The sequence below is a fragment of the Paenibacillus sp. FSL K6-2524 genome, from assembly GCF_038005525.1.
Taxonomy (GTDB): Bacteria; Bacillota; Bacilli; order Paenibacillales; family Paenibacillaceae; genus Fontibacillus; species Fontibacillus anaericanus.
Genome location: NZ_JBBOSP010000001.1, coordinates 3,026,760 through 3,049,250 on the forward strand (window position 1 = coordinate 3,026,760; position 22,491 = coordinate 3,049,250).

Here is a 22,491-nt window from a genome sequence, read left to right on the forward strand (position 1 = left end):
GACTCTTTACAGCCTCCATTAGTATCGATGCCAACGGTCAGGAAAATCTTACAACAATTTATATTCAGGTTAACGACATAAGATTTGTAGCATGCTTTTTAGTGTGTTAAGCCCTTGTTGTTCTGACATTTTTACTTGCTTAAGCAGTTTAATACCAGCATCTCTATTATTCGTTAAGTGGGGATTTCCACCGTTAGGAAAAGGAAATAGTTTGCGTAACTCATAAAGTGCTTGTAAGGCCACGACATAATGGGAAGAGGCTTGGGTCGCAAGAGTAGAAAGCTCCAGCCCTAATGATCCGTATACATCATCATCATGGTGCTCGGCGATGGTGTTGAGAAATTCCACTGCAAAAGAACGAGCATTAGATATAAACCAAACATTATATGCATTTGCAAGGTGATCAATATGTCCTTGAGAGAGCGCGGAAATCCAAGCATCATAGGCGGGAACTCCTTGGATATATTCGGGATGGATACTTCGTTCAGCACCTTCAGCGTGCGTAATAATCATACTTAATGCCCCGCGTAAAGAATCGATAGGTTTGATCTCATACGCAGTTCCTAGCGTCAATACGAACAAATCGGCACTCCATTCCCGTCCAAATTGTTCATAATCAATAGTCTTTTGTTGGAAGAATCCTTTGATTCGAAATGATCTCTGTCGATCGTCATACCCATAAATCAAACTGAAAAAGGGCTGTTGAATGCCCCATACAATAACAGGATTTCCTTGATCTATAGACTCGTGGACAAACGAAAATGCATCGATTAGAAGCTCGTTCGTTTGGGGAATCCGCAGTCCTTCACCAAGTGAGCGTGGTGCATAACCGAGATTCAACAATCCTTTGCTAAACGTATTTCGCCAATTATATGTGGTTACTCCTGCTAGATCCAATTGATTACGATGAATTTGAATGCGGAAGGCTTGCCCAGTCAGACCCATGATCTCGGCCATCGAAAATTGTGAGTCTTGGTGGTGGGTGCTGTATTGTAATGCATGCATCACACATAGCGAATAGGTATCCCATATTTCTCCTATGTAAATGCCGTGGTCTTGAAGTTCATTATTAATGCTAAAAGGATGATTACTGCGTGTATGTAAATAACGTGTCAGGTTACTTTGGAATTGTGTCTGTTGAATTTTCCGTCTGGAGCGGGATAGTGTTGTATAAACATTGCTGGAGGAGGTGGAACACATAGCTGCGATTTCCTGAGGTGAATATTGCTTGAAAAAGTGGGCTTCGAACATTTCGCGTTCCTTAGGGTTTAGGCAATGAAGTAAGCTTCGTAACATGTCATTTGTCTCTAGTCTTATAGCTGAGTCTATGGGATCTTCGTCCTCATGTCGTAATAGATTAGCGTTTCTAGCTAAAGTATTCAAGATAAGGTCTATCGGAAAATCATCTCCTTGATTGTGATTATCTTGATCAGAACACATAGTGTAGGCGGAGAAAGGTTTCTCTTTAGCATAGGGACCACCACGTCTGACGTGCATCAAGGCTTGATTTGTAATAATACGCTGAAACCATGGAACAAATCGTTCGATATGTTCAAGTGATCCGAGGTGCAGAAATGCATTCATCAAAGCTTCTTGTACGACATCCTCTGCTAAATGGGGATCATTCGTTATTTTTGTTGCTATGTGGAGTGCCTTCTTTCGATGACGGGTCATTAATTCATTAAACGCTTGGCTCTGACCATCTCGAGCTTGAAGCACCAGCATATCGTCTGTAAGTGAATTTACATCAACAGAATCTTGATCCATATATCGCATCGCTCCTTACAACTATTATAACACTCGTAATTAGTACTAAGTTCCAATACTTTATGTATTTCGTAAGTTAAGAAAATTCTCCATAATCCAAGGGGCACATGGATATATGGATACTTAATTGTTAGCTTCACCTGCTACGACATTATATGTCGTAGCAGGTGTTTTATAATTGTCCTTGTAACATATCAACGAGGACAAAGGAGAATAAAAACTGTGGCAAAAACAAAAAGAGGGCATGCAATATGGAATCTTCCTTCACGTGGACGGGGAACTTGTCCGATTTGTAATAGTACTAGAATAAAATTGTTATATTCCTGTGCCAAATCAGATGGTTCTGTGGTAAAAGTATGTAAGAGATGTTCAAAGGCGGATCAGGTCAAAGTAGATGCTCTAACTACATAAGATGGCTTGAACCGTACGAAAAGGGAACGATAAAGGAGTTTTAACCTGTGAGTAGCTTGCATCGAATTCAATGGATTGATCAACAGATCAGAGCGGAGAATTATCCTAATAGTACTCTCATTGCGAAGAAATTTGAGATTTCCAAACGACAGGCACAACGGGATATAGAGTACATGGAGATGTCTATGCATGCTCCATTATTCTATGTAGCAAAGAAGCGAGGATATTGCTATGAAGATGATACTTATGTATTACCAAATGTCTATATCACAGAAGAGGAGCAGAAGATACTTAAATACCTAGCTCACCGTTATCGTAATCATCAATATGAGAGTAGTCGTTCAATTAGACGGGTGGCGCATTTATTGGAGCATTTCTCCGAATCTGGGGATGAAAAGGTAAATGAGCGGTTGCCTGTGTTTGATGTTCTGCCTTTAACGATTCATAACATGGAGTTATTATCCCACGCTATTGAGGAGTGTAATACCGTTTATATCACATACCGGAATCGTGAGGGGGAGAAGGAATATTATATCTGCCCATTGCAAATGACGTCCCGGTATAACAGTGACTATGTGATTGCCTATTGTGATCAGCAGGATAAGCAACTTTCTTTTCGACTGGATGATATCTTGCATGTAAGAGTTACTGTAATTCGGTTTGAACGTACAGCTGATATGGAGGTCGAAATAGAGCGTGGGAAATCACCTCTTCTTCAGCCTTTTGTGGCTAAGCTTAAGCTACAACATGAGGTAAATCAAGAGACGTGGATGGGATATCGCATTATTTCCAGAGAAGGTAGTTATATTGATGTTGAATTCTATGATACGGCTTCTTTTCTTCAACATTTGCTGATCTCAGAGTGGGAAGCGCTACTGTCACCGCATTGGCTGAGAAACCAACTATCTGCAAGATGCCACCGAACGTTGGCTTCTTTGGACATATCAACAACTAACCAAGATGAATCAAAATCCTAGAGTAATACAATTTGGGGAGGCATGAAATTGTCCAGTATTTATCTGGAGAAGCTCGTGATGAAGCGGGAATCAAAATCTTTTATTGATAGTTTGTATGCAGTGCTAAGCGCTGCGGGTCAATTTGACGGACCTAAGTATCTGCTTTCTGGGCTAACAGGTATGGCCTTTAAGTTGAGTATACATGAACGCCTGCTACCGATGTCGGTGACAGCCTACGGACAATGGGGGACTGAGCATCAGCCTGCAGTTGATAATTTGGGCTATTTAACAATTACAGATTCAGGGCGTGTCAGACATTCAACATTCCGGCATTTCCAGCAAGCTGCCATTCAAGATACTAGACAAAACCTTGATCAAGGAATGGGTGTTATATACTGGATTCCAGAGTTTGGTGTCATTCATGGGTATGATGATGTGGATCGTGTGTTTTTTGCTAAGGATGGAATATCAAGTGACGACCAGATTATCTTGTATGACAACTTTGGATTGAATTTTACCTCTTTCTGGTATTATCAAACCATTGGGGAGAAGGTAGATATTCCGATAGAGCAATCCATTCTGGAGTCATTGCGGCTGGCTATTCATGATTGGGACACTCCTTTTAAGTTACTACCGGGTAAGGAAGTAGCCAATGGTAAAGAGGCTTATACTTATTGGATTAATGCACTTAATAGTGGTGATTACGATGCTGGTGGGGCGATGTATATTTTGGATTCGCACATTGTTTCCCGGACGGAGATTAGAAACTATTTGCAATATATTCAGGGGACATGGGCAGGATTAAAGGATGTTGTGGGGCTCTTTGAGCAACTACTCCAGCACATGGAAATCGCAGCGACTTGTATTGTTAAGGATAGGGAGGCACGGAGAATTGATCCCACATTCCTTCAATTGTTTATTCAGTCACTTGAATCAGCAAGGTTGCTTGAGGACCAGGCCATGGGAATATTCAAGCAAATTTCAGCCGGATTCCCTGACCCAAAACGTACAACCCTACCTAGATGGGGAACACATTCGGCGCGTTAGGGTTGGCGGAAGGAGTGAATGAAATGCCAGCTGTCTTGTTGGATGGTCTGAGGATGACCAATGCCACACAATCATATATTGATGCCATGCACGCCATATTGTCACACCGGGGATGGATCACTTGCTCAAAATCTATGCTAACGGGGATGACTGTAGCCGGGTTTCGTTTTACAGTACAACGCTCTTTACAGGTGGAGTCTACTACAGCATATAACTGGATGGCAGAGAATTTTATCGCTGCTGATTTTATTGGGATTGCTGCTTCTCAAGGAGCTGGATTTAATTTTGAAAGTACATTCCCACTCTATCAGAAACAAGCAGTTGGGATGATCAAGGAGTCCATAGATAACGGAATTGGGGTTGTCGTTTGGAAGGACAGATTTGTTGTGGTCGCGGGGTATGATGACGATAAGCAAGTATTATATTACTCTGATGGTGAAGGCAACGAGCAGGGGATTCATGATGGATTAAAGAGTTTGGCTTATGATGATTTTGGCCGTAATGAAACACCGTATTGGTATTATCAATTTTTCGAAAATAAGATTGAGCTAGAAGAGATAGAGATTTACAGAGAGTCACTTATACAAGCGATTTATAAATGGGAGACACATGATCCCATGCTTCCTGAAGGAGAATATGCTTGCGGTCGGTTGGCGTATGATGCGATCATTTCTGCAATACAGACAGGTGATTACATCGCTAAAGATGGAGCGTCTGTTATTGGGTATTATGCAGGAGCTAAGCGGGATATCAGTTTATACATAAGGGAACTATCTCGAATGTGGCCAGAGATTGTTCAAGCAGCAGAGGAATATGGTCGAGTTGCAGCTATTTTTACAGAGGTAGCATGTTTGTTAGTTGAATGGCGACAAGAAATTAGCGATATTGCGTTAAACAATCATCCTCAAGTAACTCTACTAGTTGCTCTTGTCCAAGAAGCTAAAGAAAAAGAAGCGAATGCCATAGAGAAACTTAGATGGTGGATGCGTGAATCTCTTGATAATCGTTTCCATGACATTGGTCTGAGGTAGAATTTTTGTTGTAATAAATGAAGGATTATCGGGGTGAATTATGCAGGTTGTTGTGCGAAAAGTAAAGTTACCACAGGATTATCCTTATATTGCAGAAGTATTGAATACATGTCTGCCGGAACCCATAACTGCCCAAGATCTAGAACTAGATGACTCCAAAATTCCATCACAAGGGCATTTGTATCGGGATGAGAATAAGTTGTTAGCTGGTTTTGATCGGTATGTTATTGTAGCTGTTAATGCTGCTGATATTCCTATTGCGTATGGTATATCGTGGAGAGCGCCGTGGACGGCTCATGGTGAACTAAATCATCGGCTTGTTGTTGATCCACGCTATCGTCATATGGGGATAGGGCAAGAGGTGTACCGCCATTTGGAGCAATGGGCACATTCGATTGGTGCAAGTAAATTGAATTATGAAATACGGGATGAAGATAATTCTGCCCTTCAGTTTGCAACTCAACTTGGATTTAAGATCAATAGACATGTATTTGAATCTGTCCTGGATTTATCGACATTCAAGTTGGAGGAATATCTTCCTGGTATTTCAAAGGTAGAAGAGACTGGAGTGGTTATAACTTCTCTGGATAAACTGGATGGAGAAATCGCTCTGAAAGAGCAGGCACTGTATGAGTTGTACAGAGACACAAGTTATGATATTCCTGGTTTTAGTGGTGAATATTTTGATCTGCAAGAATGGAAAAAGTGGACATTGGAACTTCCGGGTTCAAGCCCTATTTATCTCTTTATTGCGATAGAGAATAATCAATGGGTAGGAGTTGCCCATGTACTTTATAAGGGGGCTACCTCTAGCTTCTACCATGAATTTACGGGAGTGAGAAGTTCACATAGGGGCCGTGGTATTGCCCAAGCACTAAAAATTAAGAGTATTGAAGCCGCTTTGGAGAAGCAGTCTCGATATATGCGAACGAATAATGATTCGATGAATACCCCGATGTTGATAATTAACAGAGACTATCTGGGTTTTAGAGCAGTTCCTGGACTGTATGTATTAGCAAAAAATATATAATATCTTCTTAAAGTAGTAGTAATATTTAATCAAAAACAGGAGCTTGCCACAAATATGGCAAGCTCCTGTTCTGTTCAGTTGCATCACTAGAGTAACATGGTACAAGCTTTACTCTAGAGCATTTTTTATATGTGCTAAATGATGATTGCCATGCCAAGCGTAAATGCCAATGTTTCTTTTAACAGGGACTAATCCGGAATCGGGATGATGAAAGGTTCTATTTAGTTGCTCTTCAGACAGACTTTGAAGCAAATAACTCCAGCGTTCATGCAAACTTTCAATGATGCTAAGAGATGCTTCAATTGGAAGTTTACAATCTGCTGATTTGGCCCATTCATCTTGATCATATGGTTTAATCGTTGGATTGTCTTCGGTTAAGGCTAACTTAAACCTAATAAAAGCGTTCATATGGCTATCAGCTATATGATGTACAACTTGACATATCGTCCAACCATTCACGCGATAGGTTTTATTTAGCTCAACATCTGTTAAATTACTTACTACCTCTACAAGCCTACTAGGAAATTCGCGTATTTCATTAATCCAATCTGTTACTTCTTCATGTGAAATTATTTCTGAACACTTAAACTCACCAATCGGGTATCTATCATTCATTCGGTATGTCCCTCCCAATTTAATCAAATTATGAAGCGGCTTTTAATTTAACCTGAGCTCTACGAACAACAAACAAGTAGCATATAACCGCACTGAGGTTAGCTACAGTAATGACGATACCCATTGGGACTGCCGTTTTGTCGCCACCAAGACCAACGAGTGGGGCGACTGCAGCACCAAGAATATAAGGAAGCAAGCCAAGCAGGGCTGACGCACTGCCTGCTGATTTACTTTGACTATTCATCGCTAAGGCGAAGGTTGAAGTTCCTACGATACCGACGCAAGATACGATGAAGAATAATGGGATCAGAATGGCTATTAAACCACCACCCGTCAATATGACGGTAAGCAAGGCGATAGAGGATACACCGGCTAGCCCTAGACCAAAAGCAAGTAGGGAAGATTCTTTGAATCTTCCAGCAAGTCGGCCAGTTGTTTGACTGGCAATGATAATGCCGACCCCGTTGATAGCGAAGATGAGACTATACATTTGCTCTGATACATGAAATATATTTTGAAGCACAAAGGAAGATCCTGAAATATATCCAAACATCGCTGCAGATACGAGTCCTTGGGCTAAACAGTACCCAATAAATACTCGATCTCTTAGCAAACGCCGGAAGGTTGATAATGTCTCATGCATACCACCAGATTGGCGCCGTTCCTTAGGTAAAGTCTCGGGAAGACCTAATAGGACAGCCAGTAGCATCGCTACGCCGATCAGACTGAGGACGACGAATACACCACGCCATGAAACGAAATTCAGCAGTTGACCGCCAAATAACGGGGCCAGGATCGGAGCCGCCCCATTGACTAGCATTAGGAGCGAGAAGAAATTCGTGAGCTCCGTGCCTGAATACATGTCACGAACGACCGCACGTGAGATAACGATCCCCGCAGCTCCTGCTAAGCCCTGAATGAATCGAAACCCAATTAGGAACCATGCGGAAGGGGCGAAGACGCAGAGAAGTGAACTAATAGCATAGATGATCAACGCTACGATTAGCGGTGTGCGTCGTCCGCGCACATCACTTAGAGGACCTGCGACTAGCTGGCCGAGAGCTAGTCCGAGCAAGCAAGCGGTTAGGCTTAGCTGTGCCATGGAGGCGCTGGTATTTAGTTCGTTCGCTAAATTTGGCAAAGCAGGTAGATACATGTCCAGACAGAGCGGTCCGAAGGCAGATAGACTACCAAGAATAAGCGCTGACTTCATACGCTTTGAAGAAGATATTGGACTTTTTAAGTTAGGAGGATTACTAGTGTTTGAGCTCATACGTTGAAACATCCTTTCTACTTGGATCACAGTCTGACGCAGATTTGAACATTATACTATACAGGGTGCTGAAGAGGTAAGTGTACATTCGATTTTTTTGGAGATGAATTGAGTTATCTATCATTTGATTAGGAGGTTTATAGATTGGTTACAATCCATACGGATTATTTGGTTCCACGAGGAATAAATGTAAAAAATATCTATAAATAGGTTGTTAAATATGACATATAATGTTAATATATGTGTGACAAATGATACGAGTTTAGGAGTCTTTTTCGTAATTACATGTGAAAGGTTTACATATAGTTTCAAGCACTAACCACTTATGTAATCGCTTACAATTAGGTGATTTGTCATTTTAGTATAAACTCACTGAGAGTTTATATACACAATCTTACTGAAGGAGGGTAGGGCGGGTGTCACAAGGATATTGGTTCTTAGGTTGATCATGGACTGCGAAGATGAAGGGAGGTCGTGCTTGGGTATTTGCTGCTAACATGTGGAGGTAACTTAGCTCTAACTTTTACCACTAAAAGGAGGGGGTTTATAATGACAACTCTACGTTTAACTCAATCACGAATGATAAAAGTACTAGTCGCCGGCGGTATGATGCTTATGTTGACTATCGCTATGCTCTTTGTGTTCGAGGGGAAAGCCACAGCTCATGGTTATGTTAACAATCCATCTAGCCGTGCAGCGCTATGTGCCAGTGGAATTAATAACAATTGTGGTCTCATCATTTATGAGCCATATAGTCTTGAGGCACTGAAAGGGTTTCCTGCAGCAGGTCCGGCTGATGGTAAAATTGCCAGCGCCAACGGTGCATTCGCCGCACTTGATGAGCAATCGGCGACCCGTTGGACAAAGGTAAACATCAGCCCGGGTACGACTACGTTCAACTGGAATATAAAAGTTCCACACTCTACATCAAGTTGGAAGTATTACATGACCAAGCAAGACTGGAATCCAAATGCTCCGCTTACACGTGCTTCATTCGATTTAACACCATTTTGCAGCGTTTCCTATAGCGGAACACCTGGCAATACTTATTCTGACACTTGTAATGTTCCTAATAGAACGGGATATCAAGTCATACTGGCAGTGTGGGAAATAGCAGATACAGCCAACGCATTCTATAATGTCATCGATGTTAATTTTCCTGGCAATCTCGATACTGTAGCTCCAACAGCTCCTACAGGTCTGGTCGTATCTAATATCGCAACGACAAGTGCTACAGTTACCTAGACGGCAGCCACGGACAACGTTGGTGTAACTAGCTACCGGATCTTCAATGGTTCAACACAGATTGCTTCCACTAATGGAGCTCTAAGTTACAATTTGACCGGCCTGACCTCTAATACAGCTTATAATATAACGGTAAAAGCAGTCGATGATGCTGGCAACGTATCCGCTGCGAGCAATACGACCTCCTTCACAACCCTTGTTGTCACAGGACCGGATGTTGATCCTCCATCAGCCCCAACGAGCCTGCATGTAATGGGTAGTACAACCTCGACTACGGTACCTTTGATGTGGAACGCTTCAAGTGACAACATTGCAGTGACCTCTTATCAAATTTATCGCGGGACCACGCTCATTGATACGGTATCTGGGTCGATCCTTGCCTATTCCGTTACCAATCTAACGCCTAGTACGGCCTATGCCTTTACAGTAAAAGCAGTTGATGCCGCGGGTAATGTATCAATAGCGAGTAATACGTTAAATGTTACAACACCAGCAGCTCCTACCACTTATACAGCATGGAACGTGTCTACGGTCTATGTGGGTGGCAACAAGGTGACGCATAACGGAGTTAACTACGAAGCTAAATGGTGGACACTAGGTGAAACGCCTGGTTCAACTGGGGCCGATGTTTGGAAAGTAATTCCATAGATTCTGATATCCTTTGCCGTTATTAAATAGATGACTTCTGATTTCATATAGGAGTCATCTTTCTTTATTCCTATATTAAGCACGAACTCAATAATTCCGATTGACGGATAATTAACCACCATTTAATATAGGAATAACATATCGAATGAGAAGATGTGGGGCAAACTCACATGTATATGCTTTAACGAATAAAAGCGTTAAAGCGACTGTGCTCTATTTTGAAATAATAGAGTTGATACTTTTAAGGGGGGCATTTCAAATGAAGAAGAATATCGGTTTACTGTTAGCGGTATCAGCGATGTTGATCAGTGTTGTAGGATGTGGCAACAACAATAACAAAAGTAGTGGTAGTGGTGATGGGGGAAGCGCAGCAGAGAAGGATTCTTATAAAATTGCTGTCTCGCAGATTGTGGAGCATCCCTCACTAGATGCGACACGTGAAGGTTTTCTAGCAGCGCTTAAAGAAGCCGGTATCATAGAGAAAGAAAATCTAACGCTAGATTATAACAATGCACAAGGTGATCAGAACAATAATAATACAATTGCTCAAAAAATCGCCGGTGAGAAATACGATCTGGTTCTTGCCATTGCTACACCAACGGCTCAGGCAATTGTTCAGAATGTTAAAGATTCACCGATCCTATTTGCGGCTGTTACTGATCCAATCGATGCGAAGTTAATTGATAATTTAGACAAACCAGGTGGTAATATTTCCGGAGCTTCGGATACGAATCCAGAGGCTATCTCGAAGTTGATGGATTTCCTAGCCGAGAATGTCAAAGACGTAAAGAATGTAGGTATCGTGTTAAACCAAGGCGAACCCAATGCAGTGATTATGGCTGATTATGCTGAGAAAGCTCTCGAAAAACATGGTATTAAGCTTGTGAAGGCATCTGTAACGAATACATCGGAAGTAAAGCAAGCAGCAGAGTCTTTGGTAGGACGTGTAGATGCAATTTATATTACTTTAGACAACACAGTTGTAGAAGCTGTAAGTACAATTATTCAAGTGGCGAATGAAAATGATCTGCCTTTCTTCTCCAGTGATCGGGATTCAGTAGAGAAGGGTGCTTTTGCCACAGTAGGATTCAAATACTATGATCATGGTTACCAAGTTGGTCAAATGGCTGTTGAAGTGCTGAAGAACGGTAAAAAAGTAGGAGATATGAAAGTAACTGTACCAGAGAAACTCGATTTGATTCTTAATTTGAAGGCGGCTGCCGAACAAGGAATAGAAGTGACGGACGCAATGAAAGATCAAGTTAATGACAAAGAGAACAACATTCTGGAATAGCGTATCCACCAACATTTAGGAGGTATGCATCATGATGAACTCGTTAATCGGAGCGCTTGAATCGGGAATGATCTATGCCCTAATGGCGTTAGGGGTATATATCACATTTCGAATATTAGATTTCCCAGATCTGACTGTGGACGGTAGCTTTACAACGGGTGGTGCTATTGCTGCTGTTATGATTACAGGTGGCGTAGCGCCTTGGATTGCCACAATTGCTGCATTTGGTGGTGGGATGGTAGCAGGCGCGATTACTGGGCTTCTTCATACGAAAGGTCGGATCAACGGTCTATTATCAGGGATTGTAATGATGATCGCACTGTATTCCATTAATATGAGGATTATGGGCAAGCCCAATGTATCTTTATTAGGGGAAAATACGTTATTCAGCTCGGTATCTGAACTACTATTGATGCCGTTTATTGTAATCATTGTGAAGCTATTACTGGATTTATTCTTCCATACAGATCTTGGTTTAGCACTCCGAGCAACGGGTGACAATCAGCGGATGATCCGTAGTTTCGGTGCACATACCGATCATACAATTATCCTTGGTCTTAGTCTCTCTAACGGTCTGGTTGCACTGTCCGGTGGGTTAATTGCCCAGAGTTCTGGATTCGCGGATATCTCCTCCGGTATAGGGATGATTGTGATTGGACTGGCCTCTGTTATTATCGGTGAAGCGATCTTCGGAGCAAGAAATGTAATCTTTGCTACCCTTGCTGTGGTACTTGGTGCGATAGTTTACCGCTTCATCTATGCACTTGCGTTGCGGATTGAATGGATCGAGCAGACCGATTTGAAGCTAATCACAGCTGTTATCGTTGTGGCGGCATTGGTGCTTCCTACGATGCAAAGGTCCCGTAAGGCGAAGTCAATGGCGCAAAAACGCTCAAGTGAAATTACTACTGGAACCGATCATACAAGTCTGGGGGGCGAACTCTAATGTTACAACTCTTACATGTAACTAAGTTGTTCCACCCCGGATCACCAGATGAGAAGATTGCACTGGTAGATGTGAATCTAACACTGCAACCTGGGGATTTCGTAACCGTGATTGGAAGTAATGGAGCAGGAAAATCAACGTTGATGAACATGATCTCCGGTGTTCTTAGACCGGATGTTGGTCAAATTATTATCGACGGAAATGATGTAGGTCACCTGCCGGAGTATAAGCGAAGCCGCTGGATTGGTCGTGTCTTTCAGGATCCGATGGCTGGAACTGCACCGCATATGACGATCGAAGAGAACTTGGCCATGGCCTACACTCGTGGCAAAGGTCGCGGATTACGCATAGGGGTTACGTCTCAGCGTCGTTCGCTGTTCCGTGAGCAACTTAGCCGTCTTGGAATTGGTCTTGAAGATCGTCTTCGTGCCAAAGTAGGTACGTTGTCCGGCGGGGAACGTCAGGCGCTCAGTTTACTTATGGCAAGTTTTACCGAGCCTCAAATATTGCTACTTGATGAGCATACCGCGGCTCTAGATCCAGCCCGTGCTGAACTTGTAACACAGCTTACACAGAACATTGTGAGCGAGTTGAAATTGACGACTTTGATGGTCACCCACAACATGGAACAAGCTATTCGTCTAGGCAATCGCTTAATCATGATGGATAATGGACGTATTATCCTCGATGTAAATGAGGATAGAAAAGGTCATTTGACCATGGAACAGCTGCTTGGAGAGTTTGAAGTGATCAGTGGTCATAAGCTCTCAGATGATCGCGTTATGCTCGGTTAAATAATCATCATATTGTGCTAGTAATCATAAGCCTATTGTGGAGAAAGAAATCCCTCTCTGTAATAGGTTTTTTCATTTAATTGAGATATAGAACATTTGTTCTTGTTGTTCAGTCGGCTAGAATGGTATAATTATAAAATTAGATTTGGTGTATAGATGCAATATAAATGAATATACGGACAAGGAAGGTGAGGATAGAAGATGATACTTGAAGTAGCCGAATTACATGTTAAACCAGGTACAATTAATGACTTTGAGAGCAACTTCAGAAAGGCATCCAAGATCATTTCGCAAATGCGTGGTTATATGGAACACGAGCTACATAAATGTGTTGAGACCGAGAATAAATATATTCTACTCGTCAAATGGAGAACGCTAACGGATCATGAAATTGGCTTTCGTCAGTCACCACAGTATAAAGAATGGAAGGCGTTGCTCCATCACTTCTATGAACCTTTCCCGATTGTGGAACATTACGTGCAGATCAGGCATGAAACAGATTAATTGATAAAGATATGGATGAGGTAGTTCCAAGTAAGTTGAATTTGGGGGAAAACGTTATGATGCACAATGAGAAGGAGTTTAGGGATTTCCTAGTTGAAGCTAAACGTAATTCATATGCTTCTGGTAATAATGGAGTTGCTTCTAGCAGACCTGGAACGAAGGATATCCTCTATACAAAAGGAAATTACAGTTATCTAGATAGTTATTTTGGAGGGTTACATTTTTCCGGACAAGAGATTGTTAGGCTGAACGAGACGGCCGTATGGGGAATGAATTATCATGGCAGAACAGCGAATCCAGTACAGAGATTTCCGGAATTTCTGTTAGAGTGTTTAATGTTGGTTTGTCAAGATGCACCCTACCGAGGACCTGCCAGCCATCGAAATAAGGACTTCGAATATGAATGTTCATGGAATGGGGATTTAGTACAATTTAGCGGTGAAGAGCGGATTATGTATAAGGGAGAGGAGATTTATCATCTCTTTTTTCACGGTGGAGAAATTGCATATGATTGAATCCTACATTATTGAAGATGCACGTATCGACGATTTAGAGCGAATAGTAGAAATATACAATGAGACGGTTGCAAGCCGGATGGTCACGGCCGATTTGGAACCAGTAACTGTAGAGAGCAAAAAACCTTGGTTTCATGAACATTCCCCGGAACTCCGTCCTTTGTGGGTGATGAAATCGGGTGACAATATCATCGCGTGGCTTAGTTTTCAATCTTTTTACGGTAGACCTGCGTACAATGCAACTGCAGAAATTAGTATCTATATATCCAGTGATTATCGTGCTTGTGGTATCGGACGTTTGTTAATTGAGAGAGCTATAGCCGCGTGCCCGGGACTATCGATCAGCACCTTACTTGGTTTCGTGTTTGCGCATAACGAACCTAGCCTAGCTCTTTTGCGGAAGTTTAGTTTTGATCAATGGGCACATCTACCCAAGGTTGCAAATTTAGACGGGGTAGAGCGAGACTTAGTTATTTTGGGGAGAAGAATAGAATCTTAATCTAGGAGGAACCTATGGATCATAGAGAGCCAAATGTTGCTTTGAAATTTTGGAACCCGAGTGATCAGGAGATCCTTGAAAAATTTCATCTAACGGATGAACAATTAGCGTTTACGTTACTTCCGAAGGTAGCGCTGAAGGAAGCGACGGATGATAGAAATCGTTACCCTGTTGTAATCACATGTGATGAAATTCCAGTGGGATTTTTTGTATTACATTGTGGTAGAGATATCAGTGAATATTCTCCCATTCCAGAGGTAATGCTGCTTCGATCATTATCAGTAGATTCCCCCTATCAGGGAAAAGGAGTCGCCAAGCGAGCGATGATGTTAGTGCCTGCGTTTGTGGAGTTGTATTTTCCGGATATCCGAGAAATTGTGCTTGCTGTTAATTATCGAAATACCGTTGCTAAAATGATGTATTTAGAATCAGGTTTTATAGATACGGGGACTACTCGAGAAGGGAAATCGGGGCCTCAATATCTTCTTCATTACAATCTATGAGATATCAACAAGTAATTATAAAGAATGGGGAAGCGGATCGTGAACGAATGGATACAGCATATTACAGAATGGTTAGTTGAGATAACACAACTTGACGGCTTTTCAATTTTACTACTCACGATTCCACTTGCAATTATTCAAGGCGTGTTTGGCATTTTTCCGTTTGCCACTCTACTTATGCTCCATCTTTCAGTTCTTGGCATTGCAAAGGGTTTATTCGCTAGTTGGATCGTCGGAACCGTAGCGGGAATGGTGGTCTACCTGCTTTGCGAATATTTTCTAGCCGATTGGTTTAATCGTAAATGGTTTAAAAAAATAAAGAAATATCATAAGTGGCAAGAAAGTATTGATCGTTACGGGGTTTGGGCAGTTATTTTTCTACGTACGATTCCGATCATACCTAACAATGTTATTTCTTTCATGTCCGCCATATCTAAAATGAAAAATATTTCTTATGCTTGGGCGAATATGGTCGGAAATTTATCTAGCATTTGGTTATTTGGTATCCTTAGTGCCCCGATTGTATTTCCAGGTGTGAATTTGAGTAAGCTAATTGTGCCATACGTGGTATTTTTGTTCATCCTTATGGTTGCCTTTATTATCAGACACCGTAAAATGACGAAAAAAGAGCGCGAGTTAAGTAAATAGATAGAGATGAGAATCAAATGGATATTAAGGGGAGAACATGGTGAAAGTGCCTGAAATTGTACGTAGTCCAAAACAACGAAAATTACTGATGAGCGCTGGATTTAGTTGGATGTTTGATGCTATGGATGTCGGCATTATTTCCTTTGTAGTAGCTGATCTTACACTGAAATGGAGTCTAACGCCGCTCCAAGTTGGATTTTTCAATAGTATCAATTTAGTGGGTATGGCGGTTGGTGCAGCTGTTGCTGGGATAATGGCTGATAAATTTGGTCGAAAAGCTGTGTTACTCTGGACGTTACTTATTTTCTCAATTGCGAGCGGGTTGTCTGCGGCGGCGACTGGTTTTGCGGTATTGTGCGTATTGCGCTTTATTGCCGGATTTGGACTAGGGGGAGAACTGCCCGTCGCCTCAACATTAGTGTCTGAATCCGTAGCTTCCAAAGACCGGGGAAGGGCAGTCGTACTCTTGGAAAGTTTCTGGGCTGCTGGTTGGATTGTTGCCGCATTGATTGCCTATTTTGTAATTCCGAAATACGGTTGGCAAATTGCGTTCCTTATTGGGGCTCTTCCAGTTTTCTATGCACTCTATTTACGGAAAGCTATAGATGACTCTCCGCGATTTACTAATCAAGCATTGCAAACAAAGGTACAACCCATCTCCTTGCGGGACAGATTTCGCACCTTATGGGCTAAACCACATCGACGTTCGACAATCATGTTATGGATCCTTTGGTTCACGGTCGTGTTCTCCTATTATGGTATGTTTCTATGGTTACCTTCCGTAATGGTCCTTAAAGGATTCAGCTTGGTAAGAAGCTTTCAATATGTGTTGATTATGACTTTAGCTCAGCTTCCAGGATACTTTACAGCTGCTTATTTCATTGAGAAGTTCGGCCGGAAGTTTGTATTAATTGTGTATCTGCTCTTAACGGCAGTTAGTGCGGCTTGGTTCGGGAACGCTTCTACAGAAGGTATGTTGATTGCTGCAGGTATTTGCTTATCCTTCTTTAACTTAGGAGCATGGGGTGGAATGTACGCCTATACACCAGAGCTCTACCCAACAAGTATTCGTTCAACGGGTGTTGGTTTAGCAGCTTCCTTCGGGAGAATAGGTGGCGTAATTGCTCCCCTTCTAGTAGGTATCCTGGTGGGGCGAGATGTCGCGATTGGTTCGATCTTCTGGATCTTCTTCGTTACGATAATAGTAGGGGTTATAGCCGTGCTGGTACTGGGTACGGAGACTAAAGGCAAGGAATTAATAGACTGAATTATTAATGGCATGAATTAAAATCGCCTTGAAAAAAGAGCCTCCGTTCCTCATGAGTTTAGAGTGAATGGAGGCTAAGGCTTGTACTTCATAATAGATTTAATTTAACTCATTCAGATTGAGATATTCTCCTGGCTTTAGAGCATGTCCTGTAATTCCGAGTGGTTGCAAATTAGCTACAAATTGTTCGCCATCCTGATTAATGGGTGGAAACGTATTATAATGTACTGGAATTACATGTCTTGCCTTCAACCATTCTGCTGCAAGTAAGGCATCTTCGGGCCCCATAGTGAAGAAATCACCAATGGGGAGCAGAGCAAGATCAATTGAATTTCGATCTCCTATTAATTTTAGATCGCTGAAGAGCGCGGTATCCCCGGAATGGTAAAGGGTATGCCCGTCTAAATGCAGCAAGATTCCTGCCGGAGAACCCAAATATACATTTACCCCATCTATTTGTACGGAAGAACTGTGTAGAGCTGGAGTGAATTGTAGCTTCCCGAAGGGGAAGGTGCAAGAACCGCCCAGGTTCATTCCAATAGTCTGAAGACCCTTGCTCTCGAAATAATAGGCTAATTCAACTACGGCAATAATCGTCGCACCGTTCCGTTTGGCGATTTCCTCTGTATCACCAATATGGTCGGAGTGACCATGAGTCAGCAGAATATAATCGGCCTTGATCTCATCGGGTTGAAGTGCTGCATTTGGATTACCACTTAAGAACGGATCAATAATCAATTGAAATTCACCTGTATTGATGTGTATTGAAGAATGTCCTAGATAAGTTAGTTTCATTAGTATCCTCCCAAGTAAAAGTGGTCATTATATTTAAGTATAGCGGATTTTAATGTGTTTAAGTCACAACTTATTGTTTGGATCTTACATATAATAGTGTAAATAGGTCAGGTAGCCTTATATGGGGACAAACATTAGTCTAGGGAGTTGGTTATGTATGAAAATCATTATCACGCAAGGTGAAGCGGTTGAGAAGGGGATATGGGGGGCGATAATGCTCATGTTTGGTATAACGGAGGATAGCGATGATATATGGATTAATGAACAATTCATTCTCACGGAAGAGCAAGCTAAGCAATTGGGGTTGATCCACTAATCATATGTTAATGTGGAAATACTTAAGGAATCAAAAAAACTGACCCTCGTAGAAGAATCAGCTTTAGGTACCATATATTAGTTTATAAAATTAACTTGTATTAAATTGTCGTTCGTGATAAAATAACGGGTAGTCATTATAATATTAATTATTTCTCAATCGCCTCTATAATAGCATCATTACAGTGAAATGTCAATGTAAATATACAAATGTTAGAGGAAAATGTGAGTCTTTAGCATTTTTTATTTTTTTAGGGTGGGGGTCAAATTCATGTCAGAAGATCTGAAACACGATGAACCGAGCTATACAGATGACTTAACGTTGCCACCAGGCATCAAAATCGATGACCCAGTACGTATGTATTTGAAAGAGATTGGTCGAGTACCATTGTTGTCTGGCGAAGAAGAAGTAAAGCTCGCTAAACGAATTGAACAGGGTGATGAAGAGGCCAAGCGTAGACTAGCTGAGGCTAATTTACGTCTCGTAGTGAGTATTGCCCGGCGTTATGTTGGTCGTGGCATGGTATTCCTCGATCTAATTCAAGAAGGCAATATGGGTCTAATTAAGGCTGTTGAGAAATTTGATTATTCCAAAGGTTTTAAGTTTAGTACTTACGCAACATGGTGGATTCGTCAAGCCATAACGAGAGCGATCGCGGATCAGGCGAGAACGATTCGTATTCCAGTCCATATGGTGGAGACCATTAATAAACTGATTCGGATTTCGAGACAGTTACTTCAAGAGATCGGCCGTGAACCTACACCGGAAGAGATTGCGAAGGAAATGGAACTTTCGCCGGAAAAAGTGCGAGAAATTATGAAAATAGCTCAAGAACCCGTTTCATTAGAAACACCAATTGGCGAAGAGAATGATTCGAATTTGGGTGATTTCATTGAAGATAAGGACGCATTGGCTCCAGCGGATGCTGCGGCTTATGAACTTCTCAAAGAACAGCTTGAAGAGGTACTCGACACGTTGACTGAGCGTGAAGAGAATGTACTTCGTCTTCGGTTCGGGATTGATGACGGGCGGACACGCACTTTGGAAGAAGTAGGTAAAGAATTTGGTGTTACTCGTGAACGGATTCGTCAGATAGAAGCTAAAGCATTACGGAAGCTCAGACATCCAAGCCGCAGTAAGAGACTTAAAGATTTCATGGAATAAGATATCGTAGACATAACTTCCGGAGCAGAAAGATGGTTGAGTAGCAGTAATTGCTGCTCAATCATCTCTCTGTGTCTAGGGAGTTATTTGTATTTGCATCCTTTTCTACTCGGGCGTAGCACCTTGATTTTTGATAAAATTCTAGGGTTTAAAGGACGAGTGAATAGGTAATTCTTCTTACTTTTTTTACGTGGTCTTACAATACCACGACTCCGAGAATGAGCAACTCTGTCTCCAAACACTTGCATAAACCATTCTACGGGGTAGGAGATAGATAAACGTCCGTCTCCAGAACCGGCGAAGTTTACCGCCGCAGCTAAATTACCTCGACGAGTCAGCCAGACGGAACCCGAGTCTCCTGGAAGTGAAACAGGACGTTGGCCGCGTATAACACTTTGGTTCTTAAATGTAATGGTACCTAAGTTTCCATATCCTCCGTATCCAACTTGAATGTCGGTATGAATAGAGTCTACAATGCCTGTTACAACTCCGCTCGTTCGCCCTACTTTCTTGAAGCGGTCTCCGACCCGATAAGAGCATACGTGTCCGGGTACGGTTCCAAAAACGGCATAGCGTGGCTTCAAGAGATTGCGTCGTAATGGCTTCGAAGTTGCTGCGTCTAAATAATTGACTTTTCTTTTATGCAATTTGACGAAGCGGTTCATATGTCCGATAAGGTCTCTTTTTAATGTGCCACCATCAGCTCCCCCGGGTTGCAAGGTAGGAGAATTACGACACGAATTTTCATTTGCAAGTACATGATTGTTACTTAGAATATTTCGAATACGGGGGCAACGTTTTGGGCTCACAATGAGACCTGCAGTACCGGATTCTTCCGTAGTACCGATACTGTATCCGCCAATTAACGGCCGAATTCTACCCTTGAAGTTTTGTTTAGAAGGCGGCGTTCCATTCTTATGGAATTTCGCTGTTCGGACGATACGAATGGGCACTCCTGCTGTTGATTTCAATTTAAGAAAATGAAGAGAATTGCGGTGGCCTTTCTTGGTACGTTTCTTAACTCCTGCAGCGGAGAGAGTATTGACATAGACAACAACCGCGGCACCTTTCTTCGGATGAGCCGGGTCTTTCAGACCGATCCCGATGCCATGGACCCCTCGCTTTCTCAGCATACTTCCGGCAAGACGCTTCTTTATTTGATACGCTTTATGAAAATTGGTCATATGGAATCACCTTTTCTCCGAGTTTGCTTCATTCTATGTCATGGGTGATCAGGTTGCGTGCCTAAATTTCATATTAATCGTTTGAACTTGATGATAATATATTCAATAGATACATAGAGTGAATCGAATTTTATCCATTTGTGTCCGTCATATTTCAGGGTTACACGAAAAAGGGGAGTTAGGTCATGTTTAGTACAGCGCGGGATCATTGGCAAACATTTACTCAGAAGGTTCCATACGCTGCGGTTCTGGGATTCCTCGTCAAATGGCTGTTGTATGGTGGAATGATCGGCTTGATCGTGGGAAGTGCCTCGGCGTTCTTTCTAACAAGTTTGGAATATGTAACGGGCCTTCGCGTAGAGCATTCGTGGTTGTTATTTCTACTACCGGTCGGTGGTGCATTAGTTAGCTACATCTATATAAAATTGGGGAAAAATAGTTCGAAGGGAAATAATCTGATCATAGAGGGAATTCAGAATGGTCATGAAAGTATTCCGCTTCGGATGGCTCCGCTCGTCTTATTCGGAACACTTGTTACGCATCTATTTGGAGGGTCGGCAGGTAGAGAAGGTACTGCCGTTCAAATGGGTGGAAGTTTGGCAGAGGGTTTCGGTAAGTTGGTAAAAGCGGGTGGAAGTGATCGGACCATTCTACTTATGTGCGGGATTAGCGCTGGATTTGGTTCCGTGTTTGGTACTCCGCTGGCTGGCACGATCTTTGGACTTGAAGTGATTGCGATTGGTCTTATGAGCTATCAAGCATTAATCCCGTGTTTCATTGCAAGCTTTATAGGGAATTTGGTTGCAACTAAGTTGTGGGGAATCGGGCATATTCATTACGCTGTGGGACAGATTCCCGTCTTAACCGTCAGTGTTCTTGCCAAAGTCGTACTGGCATCCATTCTGTTTGGTCTTACCAGCCTTTTGTTCAGCAAGTTGACTCACTTCTTGAAAAAGTGGTTTACCCGTGTTTTTGGAAATCCTGTATTGAAGAGCGCGGTTGGTGGAGTGATTGTCATTGGGCTCGTATATCTAGTGGGGTCACGGGATTACCTTGGATTAGGTGTACCCCTGATCGCAGACTCATTCGAAAAAGATGTATCCCCGCTAACCTTTCTGTGGAAGCTGATTTTTACCTCTACAACTTTAGGTGCAGGTTTTCAGGGAGGGGAAGTGACTCCGTTATTTGCGATCGGTTCTACTTTAGGGAATGCTCTCGCGGGGCCCTTACAGTTATACGGACCTTTCCTTGCTTCGTTAGGATTCATTGCTGTGTTCTGTGGTGCGGCTAATACGCCAATTGCCTGTTTTATCATGGGGATCGAATTGTTCGGTAGTGAGGGAGCAGTATTCATGTTTATCGCGTGCATAGTAAGTTATTTGTTCTCTGGTCATAGTGGGATTTATACTTCTCAACAACTTGGGGTATCTAAAAGTGGCGTGATCATGGCTACACAGAAAGATAGGAATCAAAAGGATCAACGTTGATAGTAGAGACCTCAATTAATCAAAACGAACCGTGGCCTTCGCCGCGGTTCGTTTTGTTATTGTGTGTTCCCAGCCTAGGTAATAATCGTTATAACTGGTGCTGAAATGTCGACTTGAGTTGTTATAGTTGATGTTGCGTCTTGGAAGTCTGCTACTTCTAGTAGAACAGGTACACCTGCATTTATATCTGCTGCTCCGGCTGCTAGAACTAAGTCGGCTGTTGTTAAGGTAGAAAGCCCACCTTGCTGAAGAGTCCCATTTAGATAGACATTGAAATAATCTTCACCTGTGAGTAAAGGCAAAGTGACAACTGCACCATCCGTGTCATTAGTGAAGCTTGCTGCCGGAATAGTAGTAATTGTTTCACTGATCATCCCTGCCGTAATGATAGCTAAATAGCGGGTAACGACAGGGGTTACGTTCGTAGTTATAGCACCTCCCGATGCAAGAGGCGCACTTGACGTTGCGGTATAAACAGGTTTGATGACGGCCATGCGATCAACTTCTTTCTATTATTTTATAAATCGAATATAGCTTCGACTTACTATATTT

23 protein-coding genes and 1 pseudogene are annotated in these 22,491 nt (G+C 42.2%); 18 read left to right on the forward strand and 6 right to left on the reverse strand.

What is annotated here, in order from left to right; translation table 11 throughout:
• Positions 1-69: 69 nt before the first annotated feature.
• Positions 70-1,767: an RNA polymerase sigma factor gene (locus NST85_RS13695; protein ID WP_341189560.1), complete on the reverse strand. Its 1,698-nt coding sequence runs from the start codon at positions 1,765-1,767 to the stop codon at positions 70-72.
• 222 nt (positions 1,768-1,989) lie between these two features.
• On the opposite strand from NST85_RS13695, the gene NST85_RS13700 reads away from it, so the two are divergent.
• From NST85_RS13700 to NST85_RS13720, 5 genes are read left to right on the forward strand one after another with little or no spacing between them, the layout of a single operon-like run.
• Positions 1,990-2,178, forward strand: a complete 189-nt coding sequence (locus NST85_RS13700) for a hypothetical protein (protein WP_127191392.1) — start codon at positions 1,990-1,992, stop codon at positions 2,176-2,178.
• A gap of 47 nt (positions 2,179-2,225) precedes the next feature.
• Positions 2,226-3,155 carry a helix-turn-helix transcriptional regulator gene (locus NST85_RS13705; RefSeq protein ID WP_341189561.1) on the forward strand — a complete coding sequence of 310 codons (930 nt, stop codon included), beginning with the start codon at positions 2,226-2,228 and terminating at the stop codon, positions 3,153-3,155.
• A 21-nt stretch (positions 3,156-3,176) separates the two neighbouring features.
• Complete coding sequence (locus NST85_RS13710) at positions 3,177-4,181, forward strand: hypothetical protein (RefSeq protein WP_341189562.1); 1,005 nt, start codon at positions 3,177-3,179, stop codon at positions 4,179-4,181.
• Positions 4,182-4,204: 23 nt separating this feature from the next.
• Entirely contained in the window at positions 4,205-5,212 is a 1,008-nt protein-coding gene (locus tag NST85_RS13715) for a hypothetical protein (protein ID WP_127191389.1), read from the forward strand.
• Between the two features lie 40 nt (positions 5,213-5,252).
• Entirely contained in the window at positions 5,253-6,242 is a 990-nt protein-coding gene (locus NST85_RS13720) for a GNAT family N-acetyltransferase (RefSeq protein WP_341189563.1), read from the forward strand.
• A 108-nt stretch (positions 6,243-6,350) separates the two neighbouring features.
• Here the strand turns inward: NST85_RS13720 and NST85_RS13725 are convergent, their stop codons facing one another.
• A complete protein-coding gene (locus NST85_RS13725; RefSeq protein WP_341189564.1) occupies positions 6,351-6,857 on the reverse strand; it encodes a YfiT family bacillithiol transferase in 507 nt (168 codons plus the stop codon).
• A 28-nt stretch (positions 6,858-6,885) separates the two neighbouring features.
• Positions 6,886-8,130 carry a multidrug effflux MFS transporter gene (locus NST85_RS13730; protein ID WP_341189565.1) on the reverse strand — a complete coding sequence of 415 codons (1,245 nt, stop codon included), beginning with the start codon at positions 8,128-8,130 and terminating at the stop codon, positions 6,886-6,888.
• 549 nt (positions 8,131-8,679) lie between these two features.
• Between NST85_RS13730 and NST85_RS29320 the strand changes: the two are divergent.
• The 10 genes and pseudogenes from NST85_RS29320 to NST85_RS13785 all read left to right on the forward strand — a co-directional run bounded on the left by NST85_RS29320 (position 8,680) and on the right by NST85_RS13785 (position 16,993).
• A pseudogene (locus NST85_RS29320) lies at positions 8,680-10,023 on the forward strand (lytic polysaccharide monooxygenase).
• A 259-nt stretch (positions 10,024-10,282) separates the two neighbouring features.
• Complete coding sequence (locus NST85_RS13745; RefSeq protein ID WP_341189568.1) at positions 10,283-11,317, forward strand: ABC transporter substrate-binding protein; 1,035 nt, start codon at positions 10,283-10,285, stop codon at positions 11,315-11,317.
• Positions 11,318-11,348: 31 nt separating this feature from the next.
• The gene (locus NST85_RS13750) at positions 11,349-12,263 is read left to right on the forward strand and encodes an ABC transporter permease (protein ID WP_341189569.1); all 915 of its coding nucleotides are present in this window, start codon (positions 11,349-11,351) and stop codon (positions 12,261-12,263) included.
• Entirely contained in the window at positions 12,263-13,057 is a 795-nt protein-coding gene (locus NST85_RS13755; protein WP_127191382.1) for an ABC transporter ATP-binding protein, read from the forward strand. The genes NST85_RS13750 and NST85_RS13755 overlap by 1 nt, the downstream gene beginning before the upstream one ends.
• Positions 13,058-13,258: 201 nt before the next feature.
• Positions 13,259-13,561 carry an antibiotic biosynthesis monooxygenase family protein gene (locus NST85_RS13760; RefSeq protein ID WP_341189570.1) on the forward strand — a complete coding sequence of 101 codons (303 nt, stop codon included), beginning with the start codon at positions 13,259-13,261 and terminating at the stop codon, positions 13,559-13,561.
• 56 nt (positions 13,562-13,617) lie between these two features.
• Positions 13,618-14,076, forward strand: a complete 459-nt coding sequence (locus tag NST85_RS13765; protein WP_341189571.1) for a DUF5680 domain-containing protein — start codon at positions 13,618-13,620, stop codon at positions 14,074-14,076.
• On the forward strand, positions 14,069-14,575 hold the full coding sequence (locus NST85_RS13770; RefSeq protein ID WP_341189572.1) for a GNAT family N-acetyltransferase: 507 nt from the start codon (positions 14,069-14,071) through the stop codon (positions 14,573-14,575). Before NST85_RS13765 ends, NST85_RS13770 begins: the two co-directional genes overlap by 8 nt.
• A 14-nt stretch (positions 14,576-14,589) precedes the next feature.
• The gene (locus tag NST85_RS13775; protein ID WP_341189573.1) at positions 14,590-15,078 is read left to right on the forward strand and encodes a GNAT family N-acetyltransferase; all 489 of its coding nucleotides are present in this window, start codon (positions 14,590-14,592) and stop codon (positions 15,076-15,078) included.
• Positions 15,079-15,117: 39 nt separating this feature from the next.
• Positions 15,118-15,726 (forward strand): TVP38/TMEM64 family protein, encoded by a 609-nt coding sequence (locus tag NST85_RS13780; protein WP_307396856.1) that lies wholly within the window; start codon positions 15,118-15,120, stop codon positions 15,724-15,726.
• 37 nt (positions 15,727-15,763) lie between these two features.
• Entirely contained in the window at positions 15,764-16,993 is a 1,230-nt protein-coding gene (locus tag NST85_RS13785) for an MFS transporter (RefSeq protein ID WP_307396859.1), read from the forward strand.
• Positions 16,994-17,092: 99 nt separating this feature from the next.
• On the opposite strand, the gene NST85_RS13790 is transcribed toward NST85_RS13785, so the two are convergent.
• Entirely contained in the window at positions 17,093-17,788 is a 696-nt protein-coding gene (locus NST85_RS13790) for a metal-dependent hydrolase (RefSeq protein WP_341189574.1), read from the reverse strand.
• Positions 17,789-17,945: 157 nt separating this feature from the next.
• Here NST85_RS13790 and NST85_RS13795 point away from each other — a divergent pair, with 157 nt between their 5' ends.
• Together NST85_RS13795 and rpoD are read left to right on the forward strand one after the other, a co-directional pair.
• Complete coding sequence (locus NST85_RS13795; RefSeq protein WP_170220147.1) at positions 17,946-18,104, forward strand: hypothetical protein; 159 nt, start codon at positions 17,946-17,948, stop codon at positions 18,102-18,104.
• A gap of 270 nt (positions 18,105-18,374) precedes the next feature.
• Positions 18,375-19,268, forward strand: a complete 894-nt coding sequence (gene rpoD / locus NST85_RS13800) for an RNA polymerase sigma factor RpoD (RefSeq protein WP_127191375.1) — start codon at positions 18,375-18,377, stop codon at positions 19,266-19,268.
• Positions 19,269-19,351: 83 nt separating this feature from the next.
• On the opposite strand, the gene NST85_RS13805 is transcribed toward rpoD, so the two are convergent.
• Entirely contained in the window at positions 19,352-20,452 is a 1,101-nt protein-coding gene (locus tag NST85_RS13805; protein ID WP_341189575.1) for a hypothetical protein, read from the reverse strand.
• A gap of 185 nt (positions 20,453-20,637) precedes the next feature.
• Here NST85_RS13805 and NST85_RS13810 point away from each other — a divergent pair, with 185 nt between their 5' ends.
• Positions 20,638-21,939 carry a voltage-gated chloride channel family protein gene (locus NST85_RS13810; protein ID WP_127191373.1) on the forward strand — a complete coding sequence of 434 codons (1,302 nt, stop codon included), beginning with the start codon at positions 20,638-20,640 and terminating at the stop codon, positions 21,937-21,939.
• A 74-nt stretch (positions 21,940-22,013) separates the two neighbouring features.
• On the opposite strand, the gene NST85_RS13815 is transcribed toward NST85_RS13810, so the two are convergent.
• Entirely contained in the window at positions 22,014-22,433 is a 420-nt protein-coding gene (locus NST85_RS13815) for a DUF4183 domain-containing protein (RefSeq protein WP_127191372.1), read from the reverse strand.
• Between the last annotated feature and the right edge of the window lie 58 nt (positions 22,434-22,491).

Coding starts and splice junctions, on each gene's coding strand:
- NST85_RS13695 (WP_341189560.1), bottom strand. CDS start 1,767: ATGGATCAAGATTCTGTTGATGTAAATTCACTTACAGACGATATGCTG.
- NST85_RS13710 (WP_341189562.1), top strand. CDS start 3,177: ATGAAATTGTCCAGTATTTATCTGGAGAAGCTCGTGATGAAGCGGGAA.
- NST85_RS13715 (WP_127191389.1), top strand. CDS start 4,205: ATGCCAGCTGTCTTGTTGGATGGTCTGAGGATGACCAATGCCACACAA.
- NST85_RS13720 (WP_341189563.1), top strand. CDS start 5,253: ATGCAGGTTGTTGTGCGAAAAGTAAAGTTACCACAGGATTATCCTTAT.
- NST85_RS13725 (WP_341189564.1), bottom strand. CDS start 6,857: ATGAATGATAGATACCCGATTGGTGAGTTTAAGTGTTCAGAAATAATT.
- NST85_RS13730 (WP_341189565.1), bottom strand. CDS start 8,130: ATGAGCTCAAACACTAGTAATCCTCCTAACTTAAAAAGTCCAATATCT.
- NST85_RS13745 (WP_341189568.1), top strand. CDS start 10,283: ATGAAGAAGAATATCGGTTTACTGTTAGCGGTATCAGCGATGTTGATC.
- NST85_RS13750 (WP_341189569.1), top strand. CDS start 11,349: ATGATGAACTCGTTAATCGGAGCGCTTGAATCGGGAATGATCTATGCC.
- NST85_RS13755 (WP_127191382.1), top strand. CDS start 12,263: ATGTTACAACTCTTACATGTAACTAAGTTGTTCCACCCCGGATCACCA.
- NST85_RS13760 (WP_341189570.1), top strand. CDS start 13,259: ATGATACTTGAAGTAGCCGAATTACATGTTAAACCAGGTACAATTAAT.
- NST85_RS13765 (WP_341189571.1), top strand. CDS start 13,618: ATGATGCACAATGAGAAGGAGTTTAGGGATTTCCTAGTTGAAGCTAAA.
- NST85_RS13770 (WP_341189572.1), top strand. CDS start 14,069: ATGATTGAATCCTACATTATTGAAGATGCACGTATCGACGATTTAGAG.
- NST85_RS13775 (WP_341189573.1), top strand. CDS start 14,590: ATGGATCATAGAGAGCCAAATGTTGCTTTGAAATTTTGGAACCCGAGT.
- NST85_RS13785 (WP_307396859.1), top strand. CDS start 15,764: ATGGTGAAAGTGCCTGAAATTGTACGTAGTCCAAAACAACGAAAATTA.
- NST85_RS13790 (WP_341189574.1), bottom strand. CDS start 17,788: ATGAAACTAACTTATCTAGGACATTCTTCAATACACATCAATACAGGT.
- NST85_RS13795 (WP_170220147.1), top strand. CDS start 17,946: ATGAAAATCATTATCACGCAAGGTGAAGCGGTTGAGAAGGGGATATGG.
- rpoD (WP_127191375.1), top strand. CDS start 18,375: ATGTCAGAAGATCTGAAACACGATGAACCGAGCTATACAGATGACTTA.
- NST85_RS13805 (WP_341189575.1), bottom strand. CDS start 20,452: ATGACCAATTTTCATAAAGCGTATCAAATAAAGAAGCGTCTTGCCGGA.
- NST85_RS13810 (WP_127191373.1), top strand. CDS start 20,638: ATGTTTAGTACAGCGCGGGATCATTGGCAAACATTTACTCAGAAGGTT.
- NST85_RS13815 (WP_127191372.1), bottom strand. CDS start 22,433: ATGGCCGTCATCAAACCTGTTTATACCGCAACGTCAAGTGCGCCTCTT.